This is a genomic window from Rubinisphaera italica (assembly GCF_007859715.1).
GTDB classification, from domain to species: Bacteria; Planctomycetota; Planctomycetia; order Planctomycetales; family Planctomycetaceae; genus Rubinisphaera; species Rubinisphaera italica.
Genome location: NZ_SJPG01000001.1, coordinates 6,624,351 through 6,638,989, shown reverse-complemented (window position 1 = coordinate 6,638,989; position 14,639 = coordinate 6,624,351). Strand labels below are relative to the sequence as shown.

At 47.7% G+C, this 14,639-nt stretch carries 13 protein-coding genes; 10 read left to right on the top strand and 3 right to left on the bottom strand.

What is annotated here, in order from left to right; genetic code table 11:
- The first annotated feature begins 316 nt into the window (after positions 1-316).
- A complete protein-coding gene (locus Pan54_RS25420) occupies positions 317-1,459 on the top strand; it encodes a DUF3472 domain-containing protein (RefSeq protein WP_146506231.1) in 1,143 nt (380 codons plus the stop codon).
- A gap of 156 nt (positions 1,460-1,615) precedes the next feature.
- Here the strand turns inward: Pan54_RS25420 and Pan54_RS25415 are convergent, their stop codons facing one another.
- Positions 1,616-3,343 carry a glycosyltransferase family 39 protein gene (locus Pan54_RS25415; protein ID WP_146506230.1) on the bottom strand — a complete coding sequence of 576 codons (1,728 nt, stop codon included), beginning with the start codon at positions 3,341-3,343 and terminating at the stop codon, positions 1,616-1,618.
- Positions 3,344-3,537: 194 nt separating this feature from the next.
- Here Pan54_RS25415 and Pan54_RS25410 point away from each other — a divergent pair, with 194 nt between their 5' ends.
- The 7 genes from Pan54_RS25410 (at position 3,538) to Pan54_RS25380 (ending at position 10,001) form a co-directional block, all read left to right on the top strand.
- Positions 3,538-4,302, top strand: coding sequence for a 3-keto-disaccharide hydrolase (locus Pan54_RS25410; protein WP_146506229.1), 765 nt, complete (start codon positions 3,538-3,540; stop codon positions 4,300-4,302).
- 172 nt (positions 4,303-4,474) lie between these two features.
- Complete coding sequence (locus tag Pan54_RS26505) at positions 4,475-5,809, top strand: SEC-C metal-binding domain-containing protein (RefSeq protein WP_242631432.1); 1,335 nt, start codon at positions 4,475-4,477, stop codon at positions 5,807-5,809.
- 294 nt (positions 5,810-6,103) lie between these two features.
- Complete coding sequence (locus Pan54_RS26905; protein WP_146506566.1) at positions 6,104-6,211, top strand: transposase; 108 nt, start codon at positions 6,104-6,106, stop codon at positions 6,209-6,211.
- 206 nt (positions 6,212-6,417) lie between these two features.
- A complete protein-coding gene (locus tag Pan54_RS25395) occupies positions 6,418-7,302 on the top strand; it encodes a sugar phosphate isomerase/epimerase family protein (protein WP_146506228.1) in 885 nt (294 codons plus the stop codon).
- Positions 7,303-7,402: 100 nt separating this feature from the next.
- Positions 7,403-8,113 carry a 3-keto-disaccharide hydrolase gene (locus Pan54_RS25390; protein WP_146506227.1) on the top strand — a complete coding sequence of 237 codons (711 nt, stop codon included), beginning with the start codon at positions 7,403-7,405 and terminating at the stop codon, positions 8,111-8,113.
- A gap of 581 nt (positions 8,114-8,694) precedes the next feature.
- A complete protein-coding gene (locus tag Pan54_RS25385; RefSeq protein ID WP_165441977.1) occupies positions 8,695-9,198 on the top strand; it encodes a peptidoglycan recognition protein family protein in 504 nt (167 codons plus the stop codon).
- Positions 9,199-9,257: 59 nt separating this feature from the next.
- On the top strand, positions 9,258-10,001 hold the full coding sequence (locus Pan54_RS25380) for a hypothetical protein (protein WP_146506225.1): 744 nt from the start codon (positions 9,258-9,260) through the stop codon (positions 9,999-10,001).
- Here the strand turns inward: Pan54_RS25380 and Pan54_RS25375 are convergent.
- Complete coding sequence (locus tag Pan54_RS25375) at positions 9,994-10,800, bottom strand: enoyl-CoA hydratase/isomerase family protein (protein ID WP_146506224.1); 807 nt, start codon at positions 10,798-10,800, stop codon at positions 9,994-9,996. The genes Pan54_RS25380 and Pan54_RS25375 overlap by 8 nt on opposite strands.
- 73 nt (positions 10,801-10,873) lie before the next feature.
- The gene (locus tag Pan54_RS25370) at positions 10,874-11,569 is read right to left on the bottom strand and encodes an ABC transporter ATP-binding protein (RefSeq protein ID WP_146506223.1); all 696 of its coding nucleotides are present in this window, start codon (positions 11,567-11,569) and stop codon (positions 10,874-10,876) included.
- A 348-nt stretch (positions 11,570-11,917) separates the two neighbouring features.
- On the opposite strand from Pan54_RS25370, the gene Pan54_RS25365 reads away from it, so the two are divergent.
- Both Pan54_RS25365 and odhB read left to right on the top strand, forming a co-directional pair.
- Positions 11,918-13,081 carry a sulfotransferase family protein gene (locus Pan54_RS25365; protein ID WP_146506222.1) on the top strand — a complete coding sequence of 388 codons (1,164 nt, stop codon included), beginning with the start codon at positions 11,918-11,920 and terminating at the stop codon, positions 13,079-13,081.
- 293 nt (positions 13,082-13,374) lie between these two features.
- Positions 13,375-14,607 (top strand): 2-oxoglutarate dehydrogenase complex dihydrolipoyllysine-residue succinyltransferase, encoded by a 1,233-nt coding sequence (gene odhB, locus Pan54_RS25360; protein ID WP_146506221.1) that lies wholly within the window; start codon positions 13,375-13,377, stop codon positions 14,605-14,607.
- Positions 14,608-14,639: the final 32 nt, after the last annotated feature.

Sequence of the window (14,639 nt, the reverse complement as noted above, 5' to 3'; positions counted from 1 at the left end):
TGAATGCAAGTCTCTGCGGACAGCCTTCATCGAAATTCAGAGAAAGCGTAAACGAATAATCAAGATCGTACAAGGAAAAATGTATGCGCATGGTATTGGCATCCTGTGAGATTAATCACAATCACTGATCTGGTTCGCAGTTCCACGGACATCAAGTTATCCTTTGCCTCTCACGAACTTTGTGTCTCGATCTTAGACCATTTTCAAATGGTCTCTGCAGTCGCTTGGACACCAAATGCCCTAAAACGCTGTATTTGCTCCTGCTGAACGTCGCAGTTAATTTTTGAATATGCTCTAGAATCACAGGAATAACCGGATGAAGTCACGTTTTCTCATGATGGCCTGTCTAATTCTGACAGGAACACTTCCACAGGCGATTGCTCAAACCTCTGCTCCTTCTTCACATTTTGTGTTTGATGACCATTTCGATGGAGACATCATTATCAATGAAGTGCGTGTGCCGAAATCAGGCGAAGCACTTTATACTTACTATGAAGTATTGGGATGGAGAGGGCTGGGTGGTGGATATGCAGGCATCCAGGCACACCCGAAAGCTCATAATTTTATCTTCTCGATTTGGGATCATAAAGAACATTCGGCTCCAATTCGAGCTGTCTACAGAGGACCTGGAACACTGACAGAACCTTTTGGAGGAGAAGGAACAGGATTGAAATCCTTGAACTTTGAACTCGGCTGGAAGACCGACACCTGGTACAGACTTGTTGCTCGCAACTGGCCTGTTGAAGACCACACGTATTACGGATTCTGGGCTCAGGCCGGCGATACAAAAGTTTGGACGCATCTGGTCACAATGGACGTCGCAGCTGCCAAAGCCGTTTTCCAGGGAGGCACTGATGCCTTCATAGAAGATTGGCTAAATACTGGGATTCAACCGAGAACAACAAATCTGCGGAATGGCTGGAAACGTAAAGTCGATGGAGAATGGTATCCGTTTACAAGTGGCCGCTATTCGGTCAACAGTTGGGATCTTTTACCTGGAAAGCGATCGTATGATTTTCGCACCAACTGGGATGGCGGAGTGAATCAGGATCAATCCGGTTCATTCTATTACATGATCAGTGGGGGAGCAGAGACGAAACCAACGTCTAAAAATCCTTCCGTCCATTCGATCGCAAGAACAGAAAAAGTACCCTCAATTCCAAAAGTTGTCATCAGTAACCTGTCAACGAAAACGATTGGAAAGAGACAATTGTCTGTTCAGTGGGAAATCGATACTAAGACGACACCTCAGTTTTCATATGCAGTGAAACTGTTTCCTGTTGTTTCAGAAACTTCAAAAGAGGCGAACCTGAAACAGACCGAACGAATTCCCCACGCAAGATCCGCGACTCTCAACATCTCAGAACTCAAAGCCGGAGAGTATGAATTGCAACTGCAATGCACGGATATTCTTGGGCAGAGATCGGAATTAAAGTCAACCCGAGTGACCATTCCGTAATCCTGAAAGGTTCTACTGACATCCCGTTTTTCGGGAGGGGGCAACCAGATAGTAATGCATCGAACATGTACGCCATCACTTCATGTGGCTTGAGCGTCTTATTTCAACGGATGCTATTGAGATTGAAAATTGGGCCCTGATTTCTCGCCTTGAAATTCAGTTTTCTTTGCGTGGCGTGAAAGTCAGGACGTCGATAAAATCTAGAGTGAGTGCCGCTTCTCGGGTGCGGGCGTCTTCATGTTTTCCAAATCGCGGAAACTCGAGTCGTTCTGTACCGACCAGTTCGTACTCAAGCTGCATTAACTCCAGCCATTTTTCATATCGAGTCTGATCAAATTCGAAATGAGGAACCCGATAGATCACACAGCGGAGTGGGCTTTCGGCAGTGACTCCAGAGAAGTCCCGACGTTTCGTTTCTGAGGGGCCATAAATTTCTTTGTTGACCCGATACATGGCCGCCCAACTCAATTCCGCCTGAGCTTGCGGCGTGAGAATAATTCCCAGATCATTCTCGACGCAGGCCACTTCACCCTGAAACGCGGCATGAAACCAGAACCATCGAGCAAAGGCCCGGGAGCGCATGTCCGACTCCGTTTTAAAGGGGTAAGCAATGTCACGAGCCAGACTTCCCGCACCAATCGCCAGAAGATAGATGATCGCCAGTGCCATACTTTTGCGGGGAATATGCATCAGTTTTCCCAAGGCGGCCATAATCCATGCGGCTCCCAATCCGGAAATCAGGCAGATCATTGCCCCCATGTGCATCGAGAATTTGACGTGACCACCGTACGGGTATCGTTCGAGACCGGCTGCAATCAAATGCAATGCCGCGGGAGAGAACATCAAAATTGTTAACAGTTTTTGGTTTCGCCAGACCAGGATGCCTCCAGCCAGAAGTGAAATGAGTGTCAGTGAACTGGCACCATGTTCGCCTCCGACAGGAAACGCCAATAGCGATCCTGCATGGATTCGCAGAAGCCAGGACGGAAGTTCTGTCGGCGTAGTAACAGGCGGAAACGTGTGCTTCCAGTAGTCACCCATCCATTTGAGTTCACTCTCGCTTTGACCACGAGCAGCCAGGCTCATGATGAGCAGAAAACTTACTACGATCACAACATTCCAAGCCAGCCAGGGAACGAAACTCTTTTCTGAGAAAATGGAACGATGTTGCTTGAGGATATTCCTGAGCATCAAGATCCCCAGAAACAGACTGCCCGCTCCAGCCGTAAAAACTGCCGGGTAAGAAATCCCCACAGCAAACGGAGTGAAGATTGCCAAAGCCCACAACCAGCGATTCGACTTGCTGCGAATGCTCCTGTCATCAGAACTCGCCGACTTCCACCATTCCAGAATCATCGCGAGTAACGTTAAACCAATCAACAGATTGGAAGCATATTGTTTGGCTTCGGCCGCGTAGCGAATATTCGGATATGCGACTGCAAAAATTCCGATTGCGAGAACCAATGCATACCCTGAAAGTAGACGTTTTGCCACATGAGAAAACAGTCCCAGACTTGCCAGACTGCAGAGAAAAGGAAATAGACGCAATCCGAATTCGTGAAATCCAAAAAGCTTGACGATTGTCAATTGGATCCAAAGAAACAGGACCGGAGACACTTGATGATACTGCAGCGGTTCGAGAAGTTGGAAATAATCACGGTTGATCAGATTGGCACACAGGAACGCTTCATCTTCCCAAAGCGGAAATTGCATCAGATATCGACCGAAGCGAAGCAACAGACCAATCACCATGAATGCAGTGATCAATCGGAACTGGGTTTGAGATGTAATCTCGTCTTCAGCTGAAATGGCGATTGGACGTGGAAATTTCAGTGAACCATCAAGGAGTCGTTCCTCTCTGGCTTTTGGATACTCTATTCCCATCTTCTACCTGTCCCTGAGTTTCAAATCACTGCCCATCCAAATTTATTCGTCAGTTAAGCTTGTAGATGACGAACGAAATTTCATCAATACAGATTCCTGATTCGCTTGATCTCACTGACAGAATTCCATGGATCTGATAAACTCATTCATCAAGATTATCTCTGACGGACCTTTTTAAAATTGAATCATAAATCATGAAAACCACTCAACTTCAATCACTCAGTTACGTTTTATTATCACTGTGTCTGTTCATCTGTGGTGCCAATGGAGAGGAACAGGCAAGTTCAAATAAAGAAGTTGGTTTTGTCACACTGTTCGATGGCAAGTCGTTTACGGGGTGGGAGCAAACTGGCAACTGGGTAATTCAAGAAGGGGCATTTTACCGCAAGTCTCAAGGGGGCCCACTCACTTATACTGCCGAGACCATTCCCGATGACTTCGAACTTCAATTTGAGTGGAAGGTTTCCAAAGGTTGCAACTCGGGGGTCTATTACCGTCCCGGTCAGGTTGAATACCAGATTCTCGACAATATCGACAGCCCTTACGGAGAGAACGCCCGACAGTCTGCCGCTTCGCTTTTTTTCTGTATGGCACCGAGCAAAGATGCAACTCGTCCCGTAGGCGAGTGGAATACAGGACGAGTGATTTGCCAGGGAACTGTGATTGAACACTGGCTCAATGGCGAGCGAGTTCTTTCTTTCGATTATGCCGATCCCAAATGGGCCTGGTATGTTGAGTTGCTCTCGATTCGCGGAGGTAACCTCACAGGTCGTGGTGGACAGCTTTGGCTTCAGGATCACGGTCAGGACGTCTGGTTCCGCAATCTACGCTGGCGCGAAATCCCCCAAAGTGAAACGATATTACCCGATCCAAACTTCCAGCCACTTGCTGTAACCGGCGTGGCATTGGAAAAAGAACAGGCTCGGGTTGATCGGATGCAAAAGGCAAAAGCAAACTGATCTCAAATGCCGCATCTCGGCTTAATTCGTGAGTCTCCGTTAATAAATTCGCCCCTTCATTATCAGGCTGTGATAAATATTAACACTCAATTTAAGAGGTGTCCTCCCCTATTCATTTCGAACTGCTAAAGGTTCAATATTTCACAAAGTCAAACCCCAAGGATCGCCAAAATTGCGTTTACCTGAAGCCAAAATCAAAGAGGCCATCCTGCATCCCGAACTCGATCTTCGAAAGAAAGCGGTCAGGTACTTTTCCTGGTTGCATTCCTCGGATACCTCTGTGATGCCCCTGGTTATCCAAGCTGTGGAGAAGTTTGGGAAAGATGATGCCTACCAGCTGATTGGAGCATGCAGACATATCGACCAAACAGCTGACACCATCGACTGGATCATTGATGAGTTGAATCAAGACCAAAGCGACCAATATGAGAATTACACCTTTAACCTTTCGAATCTTCTTCTGAAAGCCGATCTCACTCTGCTCTTGCCAAGGGAATCGGACATTTTTGAAACTAAGTATTTTCTTCCTCAATTGCAGTCTTCCCTCCGCGATCGACTACACATGCTCTCCTGGGACGAGGAAACCTGTTGGCAAAATCTGGAGAGTTTCTGCGAGGAAGCGAAAAACAAGAACCAGATCAACGAAGTCAACCTGAATTACGGCAAACGAATTGTAGAAGCACTTGCTCGCACTGGAACCTCAATTGAGGAAAAGGTTGAGAAACTGTTGCGTCAAAAAATTGACGATTACAGCAGCCATCCAATGAAGTGGATGGAGCCACTTTTAATTCGACTGGCGGGGCAAGCCCAACTCGAATCCCTGACGCCATTAATTTTGGACAAGCTCGCAGAAGATTGTGACGACTTGGTCAACGAGGCATGTGCCGAAGCTTTGACCCGTATCGGGACGCCAGGTGTGCTCGAAGCAGTTTCCGAGACTTACCCCCATGCTCCTCACCATTTTCGGATCTATGCGAGTGAGCCTCTGGAATACATTCGTTCGGACTTGGCCGTTGAGAAGTGCCTTCATCTGTTAGAACAAGAAAAGGAACGAGGCATTCAAATCGTACTGGCAACCGCCCTCTTGTCACAATTTGCAACGGAAGGGATCGAAGCAGCCCGAAAACTCCTGATTGGCCATGAACTGGATTTTGAAAGTCGAGGACTTAGGAATAACCTGGTGGATACTTGCCGCATCATGGAAGAGTGGTTTCCAGAATATGATAAGTGGAAAATGGACGAGAAGGTCGAGCGAGAGGAACATCAGAAACGGGTTAAGGAATTAGAAGACGATCCAGCAGGACTCATCAAATTTGCTTTGGAAAAGTTAACTGGGAAATCAACCACAACTCAGACCGAGCCTGACACTCCGGTTTTTCCAAATACGCCGAGCAAAATCGAACGCAAGCAGAAAGTGGGTAGAAATGATCCTTGCCCCTGTGGGAGCGGAATAAAGTACAAGAAATGTTGTTTGAATCAACTGGGAAATGATCCGCTTCTAAATTGACATCGGAATTCCTGGTAGTGCTAGCCTCGACCAAAATCATACTTACATGACCAGCCAAACCTTCCAAACTTCAATCAACACTACCTCGCATTCCCCGCCAAAATCCTGCGTACTGTGACTTTTGCGAGAGTGTAGTTCACGGCTTATCAAATTCAGCAATTCAAATCCAACATCAAGATCCACATTCCCTGAATGTGGTCAGAGTTCAACGGCTTTGCCAGTATCATTATTTTGGGTTCCAAAAAATCGCCACCGGAGATTACGGGTTTGGTGGGTCAGTAGGTTGAGAGTTGTATTTGGTCATTTGCTCAGCGATTAGTTGCAGAAGTCATTGAGTTGAATATCCAACCCGATCACGTACAACTTTTGGCGATGGTTCCGCCGAAAGTCTCAATCTCATAGTGTGTGTGGTGTGGGGGGATTCACCCCTTTATAACTTCGTGGAAAAAAACTTGATCAGCTTAAATCTATTTTCATGTTTCTTGTGGAAGTAATAACTTTCGCGCAACTGTCGACCTATGAATAATCGGTGAGTGGACTTGTGTGACAAAGTTCATCATCATGAACTCTCAATAATTCGAATCGATCAATGAGAGAACACTTCAGTCATGCCGAAACTTGCTGCCTTCCCCAAAGCGTATATGCAGGCCCTGTGTAAAGATGGGTCGATGAAATTGTCGGAGTGGTTTGAGCTGGCCAGCACTCTGGATATTGATGGTCTCGAATTTTACGCTGGCTTCCTCGAAATGGCGGAGGAATCCAACTGGTCTCGATTTCGCGATCAGGTGGCCGACTTGGGGATGTCGATTCCCATGCTCTGCTGCTCTCCCGATTTTACCCATCCCGATACAGCCTTTCGCGAGAATGAAATCGCCAAACAAAAACGCTGGATTGAAATGACCCATGCCCTTGGTGGAAGTTACTGTCGAGTGCTCAGTGGCCAACGACGACCAGAATTATCGAATTCCGAAGGTGTTCGCCTCGCAGCTGAAAGTATCCAGGCCTGCCTGCCGTATGCCGAGCAACATAGTGTCACACTGATCCTCGAGAACCATTACAAAGATGATTTCTGGAAGTATCCGGAGTTTGCTCAGAAAATTGACGTTTTTTGCGAACTGGTCAACGCAATCAATCATCCGAATTTCGGTGTCAATTATGATCCCAGCAATGCGTTTCTGGCTGGGGATGATCCCCTTGAATTGCTGAAGCGGGTTTCGGATCGAGTTGTCACCATGCATGCAAGTGATCGTTTTTTGATCTCCGGGACGATTGACGATTTGCGAAATGAAGAAGAAGGATCGGTCGGTTATGCCAAACGATTGAGCCACGGCGAAATCGGTAAAGGTCTCAACGATTACGATGCCATTTTCAGCGAATTGAAAAGCAAAGGATTCGATAGCTGGATCAGTATTGAAGATGGTGTCGATGGAATTGAGCAGTTACGCCGTAGTGCCGATTTCCTGCGAAAGAAAATTGCAGAACACTGGGGATGATTCTCGCTTTCTTGCATTGGAACTTCCTTATTCATTCTGTTGTCGGTAAATTGAATTCATAATTTCAATCTTCTGACACCCTCCAATAATGGTGAGACTTATGCCACTGATGAAAATGATTTGTCTGTTAACGTTCTGCCTGCTTCCGATCAGTCAGGCTTTTGCAGAAGACAAAGGATTTGAATCCCTGTTCAATGGAAAAACTCTTGAAGGCTGGGATGGCAATCCTGACTTCTGGAGTGTCGAAGAGGGGACCATCACAGGTCAGACAACCGCTGAGAATCCGACGAAAGGAAATACGTTCCTCATCTATCGAGGAGGCAACGTTTCCGATTTTGAACTTCAACTCGAATACAAAATTATCGGCGGCAACTCGGGCATCCAGTATCGCAGCTTTGAAGTAGAGAATGCCAAGTGGGTCGTTGGCGGATATCAGGCGGACTTTGAAGCTGGCAAAACCTATTCGGGAATTCTTTACGGCGAACGCTTTCGCGGCATCCTCGCCAATCGTGGTCAGCAGACTGAACTGGTACGCGAAGATGGGAAATTCCAAGTCAAAGTCGTCGGCTCGGTCGGCGATTCGGCTTCAATTCAGTCACACATTAAAGATGAAGACTGGAATACCTACACCGTTACAGCAAAAGATTTCCATTTCGTTCATAAGATCAACGGAATCGTGACCGCTGAATGCACAGACAACGATATGAAAGAACGAAGAGACTCAGGAATTCTGGCTCTGCAACTTCATGCAGGCCCACCCATGAAAGTGCAGTTCCGAAATATCCGCCTCAAACAACTCAGCGCGGAATAAGTTTGTTTTAAGTCAACTTTCACTCAGAGACAGGACCGTTATGCGGTCCTTTTTTTATGGAACGACTTCGTGAATCGTCGCATTTTTGAATCACAACTCCTGTATCCTGTTGCGGAGTCAAAGCAAAATAGTTATCGGCTAAAGCCCTGGTTCTTACAACCCCCGGAAAAATATTCTGACTTTTTCAAATTGATCTCGCGATAGTCAAAATCGGCCTGAACGGCAGGGATCGTTCACAATAGTCAGTCTGGAGGAACTTTAACGCCACCAAAAACTTCCTCCCGCTTAACCAGAGTCACAATTCGATTCGGAGCAAACGTTAAAACTGCTCTCCGTTTCCGAGGAAGAGTCTGCATCCCTGAACAACAGATTGACACATTCTCAATACAGGGGTAAATTGCAAATTCGAGTTCGCCAGACAAATGCTCTACTAAAGTTGACTTGCGGTCCCCATGCACGATTGTCGAATCAATCCGTTGGCAAATTGCCCGAGAGGACTGATTGCATGGTCTGGAATGCTTTTAGTGTTTATTTCGCTGTCATCTCACTGCACTGCAGAGGGATTGAATACGGAAAGACAAATGAGGAAGTCCGTATCCAATGAATCTTTCTGGAAGCCTCACACTGAGACGCGGAACTGGAAATATGTCGTGATTCATCACACCGCTACCGAGTCCGGGAGTATCGATCAGATTCACCGGGCCCACCTGCAGCGCAAGGATAGTCAGGGACGACCGTGGCGTGGGATTGGATATCATTTTGTCATCGGCAATGGACAGGGAATGAAAGATGGGCAGGTCGAACCCACCTTTCGCTGGCAGGGACAAATCGATGGAGCCCACGCAGGCAATGAATTGTACAATCGGTTTGGAATTGGTGTTTGCCTGATCGGCAACTTTGAAACGCATGGACCATCGCAGGCCCAGTTGGATTCACTGCAACATTTACTGGCTTATCTCAAAAGGGCGTATTCTATTCAATCGGACCATGTACTCGGACACGGACAAATCAAATCGACCCAATGTCCAGGACAGAATTTCCCACTCAAAAATTATTCCAGGTATTCTCCAGAGGAATCCCCTTAAGTTTTTATCTCAGCTTATTCTTCCGCATATATTGCACACGGTTACCACACAGGAACAACATGAATCGAATCATTCATCTTAATCACAACTCAAAGAATACAAAATTGAAACCGGATGTATCTGACGATCAAGAATTCACCGAATTTCTGAAGAACGAATCTCGTGAAGCCGAGATGACTTACTCGCTCTCGTTTCAAGATGCCCGGGTATATATGCCCCTTAATTATGAGCCGAATTACGCCTACCCACTGATTGTCTATTTGCAGGGGCGGGAAGGTTCGACGAGCGAGTATCAATACCTGATGGAACAGATCAGCACTCAGAATCATCTGGCAATCGAACTCGATCTGGATGACAAAACCAGATTGTCTTCAGACAATGTGATGCAGCAGATTCAAGAAGCGGTCTCGCAAATGAGCCGTCATTATAATGTGCACACCGAACGTATTCTTGTGATGGGCGATCGGCATCGAGGATCCTTAGCAATGAAAACTGTATTGTCGCATCCAGAATCATTCTGGGGATTTATCGCACTCAACCCTGATCAGTCCGAGCAAGACTGTCTCTTAAATCAATTCCGTCACTTGCATCGCTTAAGAGGATTCCTGCATTCAGAAACTGATAATTCCTGGATCCAGAACTACTCTCGGCTGCTTCACGATTCCGGTTTGAATATTCATTTGGATCAAACCACCTCCAAACCAGATTCTCAACAATTCAGTTGTGCTGACGAGCGAGTCTGCAGACTGATCGATCGCTTTATCGTACAGGGGATCTGGGAATCCTATTCTGAATTTAAATAGCTGCCTGATCCCATATTGGTGACTTTTTGTTGAGGAACGCTTCTACTCCAATGGCAACCTGGCCCGAGTGGACGCATTCGAGAAATGCATTGCGTTCGTCTGAGAAGCCGAGAGACGCCTGATGTTCCCGGGCAGCTGTTTTCACGATAACCTTCCGAGCCATCTTCTGGGCGAAAGGACTGCGGGAAAATAGAGTGCTTTTCAGGTTCGATAGCTGTTCCTCGAATTCGTCCGCAGTGCAGACATCGTGCAGCAAGCCTTTTTTGAATGCCGATTTGGCTTTAATCAATTCTCCCGTCAGAATCAGCTGATTGGCCAGAGCCGAGCCGAACTGTTGGGTCATTCTTACAGTGCCTCCCCAGCAGGGGAGTAAGCCGAGAGACGTCTCAGGAAGCCCAATTTTGGCGTCTTCAATGGCAATGCGAAAATCACATGCCAGTGCCAGTTCCCAACCACCGCCGGCGCAGGCACCGTTGATTGCAGCAATCGTGATGTAAGGCAGCTCGGCAATGCGAGTCATCAGCTGTTGACCATCGGTGACGAGGTTTCCTGCAGTGGATTCCGTCAAATCCTGAAACTCATGGATATCCGCACCGGCAATAAACGTACGGCCTGTTCCCTGAAACTGGACGATTCGTAACGCAGGAGTCTTCTCCAGTTGATCCAGAGCAACGTGCAGGTTTTGTCGGGTTTGAGAGGAGAGTGTTTGAATCCCCTTCACACCCGAAAGTGTAATGGTAGCGACTTGCTTTTCAATCTGCAGATCGACTTGAGTAACTGGACTATCGCTGTTTCTCATTATGACTGACCTGTGTGCGGGTGTCGGTATTCGGGTTTCGGTTGATTGACTCTAGCCACTGGCCACTGGCCAATCAACACTGGCCACTCTCACTCACCTGAGTCGTCTCGATGAGTCTCCCATCACTGATGCGATGGACGTAATCGTCTGGCTGCATGTAGGATTCATCGTGCGTAACGACAATGACGGTCGATTGATTCTGACCAGCCAGCAAGCGGAGATAATTGAAGACTTCGCGTCCGGTTTGACTGTCAAGTTCGCCTGTTGGTTCATCGGCTAAAATCAGTTGAGGCTTCTTCAATAAGGCTCGTGCAATGGCGACCCGTTGCTGTTCGCCGCCGGAAAGGTGATTCGGTTTATGAGTCAGACGATGTCCCATTCCTACAAGTTTCAGCAGTTCTTCAGCTTCTTTGCGTTTCGTCGAAGTTAATCCCTGCGGCATAAACGGGACCAGAACATTGTCGAGGGCTGATAAATTGGACATCAGATTGAAACTCTGAAAGACAAATCCGACCTGATTGGCTCGGAAATGATTCGCTTCGGTTTCACTCCAGGTCGATATTTTCCGACCGTCAATTTCAATCTGTCCGGATGTCGGCTGATCGAGTGCGCCGATCAGATACAGCAGAGAGCTTTTTCCGCTGCCGGAGGGGCCGACGACGAAATTGAAAGTGCCCGACGGAAATTCGCAACTCAATCCCCTTAACACAGGAACGGTTGTTTCACCTCGGCGGAAGGATTTTTGAACGTCTTTGATGGTAACTTGCATGGTGGAAATCGTATCAAGTCGCAGACACAGAGGGAATCAATCGTTGTGATCGTCAGAACCATTACGCCTTCCGGACAAATTGATTCCCCTCTTCACCTTCGACGATGCGTTCGGGGGGCTATCGATTACTCTAATAAGCCGAAACGTATATAACATGGATTTGATGATAGAAGTTAGTAAGACGAGGGTGTCGAGGGCGCTCTCGAAGAGAAGCCCCCGAGAGAGGACAGTTGAACTCTCGGGGGCTTCCGGTAAAGCGGAGCGTCCCCGCCACCCTAAATTAATTCAACCTGAAAGTTGACTGCTCCGACGATCCTGACTTAAAACTTTTCTGATTTTATTTCGCTCATGAGTAATTCCAAAGAAATCATAAAAAAATCGATTCCGCTCACCACCCGCCTCACCCGTGGCTTTGGCCCCGGTTGTCTGGCGGGAATTCGCTTTGGCGACTGGTGCAAGCTGATGGCTGCCAACTCGTTTCATGTCGACTTTCCCTACTGGGGAAAAGCCTGTCATATTACGATCAGCAGTTTATGTACATCGCCATTTGCCTGGGCGGAAAATCTGGTTTACGGATCTTCAATCAAAAAGACGAAAGTCGAAACACCGATTTTCATTCTCGGAAGCTGGCGGAGCGGGACGACTCACCTGCACAATTTAATGTGCCAGGATGAACGCTATGCGGCTCCTGATCTCTTTCAGACGATGTATCCGTCCAGTTATCGTCTGGCCCGCTGGTGGTGGGAGCCAATACTCTCGGCCGTCACGCCGCGAAAACGCTTCATGGATAACGTCAAAATGTCTCTGCGGGAACCTGCAGAGGACGAAATGGCTTTGGGAATTCTGGCGAGAGCCTCCAATTCGCTCAGTTGGGTCTTCCCGGACAATGCTGCTCGATACGATGAACATCTCTCCTTTGAAAATGCCGATGAGAAGGATCGCGATCGATTCAAACAGTCACTTCAGTTCTTTGTCGCGAAGGTTCAGCAGACATTCAACAGGCCACTGATCCTCAAATCTCCTAATCACACCGCTCGCATCAAGCTGATCCTGGAGTTATTCCCGGATGCGAAGTTCCTGCACATCCGTCGGCATCCTTACGATGTTTTCCGTTCCTTCCAGCACATGGCCAGCCAAGTGATTCCCGTTTGGGGATTGCAGGAATTTGAGATGAATCATCTGGAGGAAATGGTGATTGAGACCTATCGCAAATTGTATCAGGCGTATTTCGATCAGAAATCTCTCATACCCGCTGGACAGTTCCATGAAGTCGCTTATGAAGAGTTGACGGTGAACCCGATTCAGGAACTCGAACAGACTTATCAGACATTACAGCTGCCTAGCTTTGAATTAGCTCGTCCCAAAGTGGAAGCATATCTGGAGAAGACGGGCGATTATCGCAAAAACAAACACGTCGAGATTCCTGCCTCGACCCGCAAACGTATCCGAGAAGAATGGCAATTCTGTTTCGATGCCTGGGGCTATGAGCAGGATTTGTCGGAACTGAATTGATTACCCAATTAGCCTGACCTAAAACTGATTCAAAACAATTCTGCCGTTTATCGCAGATGATGTGCACAAATCGTCTCCAAATTCCCTATGTGGAACTCGTTGCTGATATTTATTGGTTCGTTTTTGAAATTTGAGTTTCGCGATTGTTGACGGAATTTTCTGTTCGCTTATTCTCACAATATCAGGCGGCGGTCGATGGTGAGCCGTTTGCGCCGAGATCCTAAATCTTATGCTCGTCTCAGCTCCTGCTTTTGACGAGGCATTACGCTCGAAAGAGCTTCGTGGAGTCATCCATGGCGATGGAGATAGTTGTTCCTGCGGTTGGAGAGTCGATTTCTGAGGTCCAGATTGGAGAATGGTATATCTCTGAAGGGCAATGGGTCGCTCTCGATACCGATATTGTTGGTCTGGAAACGGATAAAGCCACATTTGATGTCCCGGCTCCCGCTGGGGGTAAGATTAGCCGAATTGTCAAAAAAGCTGGCGAAATGGCGGCCATTGGCGATGTCATCGGCTACTTTGAGGAGGCTCCCGAACCAGCAGGTGGCAGTGGAGCGGGGGAATCGAAACCAAAATCACAGGGTGAGCCGAAATCGAGTCCAGCATCTGGCTCTTCCGATAATGGCGGCCAGAGTCATCAGGGTTCTGAAAAAGTAATGCCAGCCGCTTCCCGTGAACTGGCTCAGCGAGGGATGCAAGCTCATCAGGCCAAGGCGACCGGACCCGGCGGTCGATTGCTCAAAGAAGATGTCATCGCTTCTGCTTCGACCTCTGCCAAGGGACGGGAATTATCCACCACATCGGAATCGGCTGGGGCCGGGCCTTTGCGAACAGAAGAGATCGTGCCTTTGAGTCCGATCCGCAAACGAATTGCCGAACGTCTCGTCTCAGCTCAACATGAAGCTGCGTTGCTCACGACATTCAACGAAATCGATATGTCGAACGTAATGGATCTGAGAAACCAATATAAGGATTCGTTCCTTAACAAATATGGTATCAAGCTCGGGTTCATGTCCTTCTTCGTCAAAGCGGTTCTCGATGGGATGAATCAGGTCCCGCAAATCGCCGCTCAGATGCGGGGTAAAGAACTCGTTTATCGAAATTATTACGATATCGGTGTCGCAGTGGGCGGCGGAAAAGGTCTTGTCGTTCCTGTGCTACGCAATGTGGAACGGATGAGTTTTGCCGAAATCGAACTGACAATTGCCGACTTTGCCAAAAAGGCCAAAGATAACAAAATCGGTCTGGAACAACTTGAAGGTGGCTGTTTCACAATTACCAACGGCGGAGTCTATGGCTCACTGCTTTCAACACCGATTGTCAATCCTCCTCAAAGCGGAGTTCTCGGCATGCATGGCATTTTCGAACGCCCGATTGCCCTGAACGGACAGGTTGTTATCCGTCCGATGATGTACGTCGCGCTCACGTACGATCATCGGGTTGTCGACGGACGCGAAGCTGTCACCTTCCTGCGACGCGTCAAAGAAGTGATTGAAGATCCCACACGTATGCTGATGGAAATCTAACCCATTTTCAAATGGTATCTGCAGTCGCTTGG

Coding starts and splice junctions, on each gene's coding strand:
- Pan54_RS25375 (WP_146506224.1), bottom strand. CDS start 10,800: ATGAGAAACAGCGATAGTCCAGTTACTCAAGTCGATCTGCAGATTGAA.
- Pan54_RS25390 (WP_146506227.1), top strand. CDS start 7,403: ATGCCACTGATGAAAATGATTTGTCTGTTAACGTTCTGCCTGCTTCCG.
- Pan54_RS25380 (WP_146506225.1), top strand. CDS start 9,258: ATGAATCGAATCATTCATCTTAATCACAACTCAAAGAATACAAAATTG.
- Pan54_RS25420 (WP_146506231.1), top strand. CDS start 317: ATGAAGTCACGTTTTCTCATGATGGCCTGTCTAATTCTGACAGGAACA.
- odhB (WP_146506221.1), top strand. CDS start 13,375: ATGGCGATGGAGATAGTTGTTCCTGCGGTTGGAGAGTCGATTTCTGAG.
- Pan54_RS25410 (WP_146506229.1), top strand. CDS start 3,538: ATGAAAACCACTCAACTTCAATCACTCAGTTACGTTTTATTATCACTG.
- Pan54_RS25385 (WP_165441977.1), top strand. CDS start 8,695: ATGAGGAAGTCCGTATCCAATGAATCTTTCTGGAAGCCTCACACTGAG.
- Pan54_RS25365 (WP_146506222.1), top strand. CDS start 11,918: ATGAGTAATTCCAAAGAAATCATAAAAAAATCGATTCCGCTCACCACC.
- Pan54_RS25415 (WP_146506230.1), bottom strand. CDS start 3,343: ATGGGAATAGAGTATCCAAAAGCCAGAGAGGAACGACTCCTTGATGGT.
- Pan54_RS25370 (WP_146506223.1), bottom strand. CDS start 11,569: ATGCAAGTTACCATCAAAGACGTTCAAAAATCCTTCCGCCGAGGTGAA.
- Pan54_RS25395 (WP_146506228.1), top strand. CDS start 6,418: ATGCCGAAACTTGCTGCCTTCCCCAAAGCGTATATGCAGGCCCTGTGT.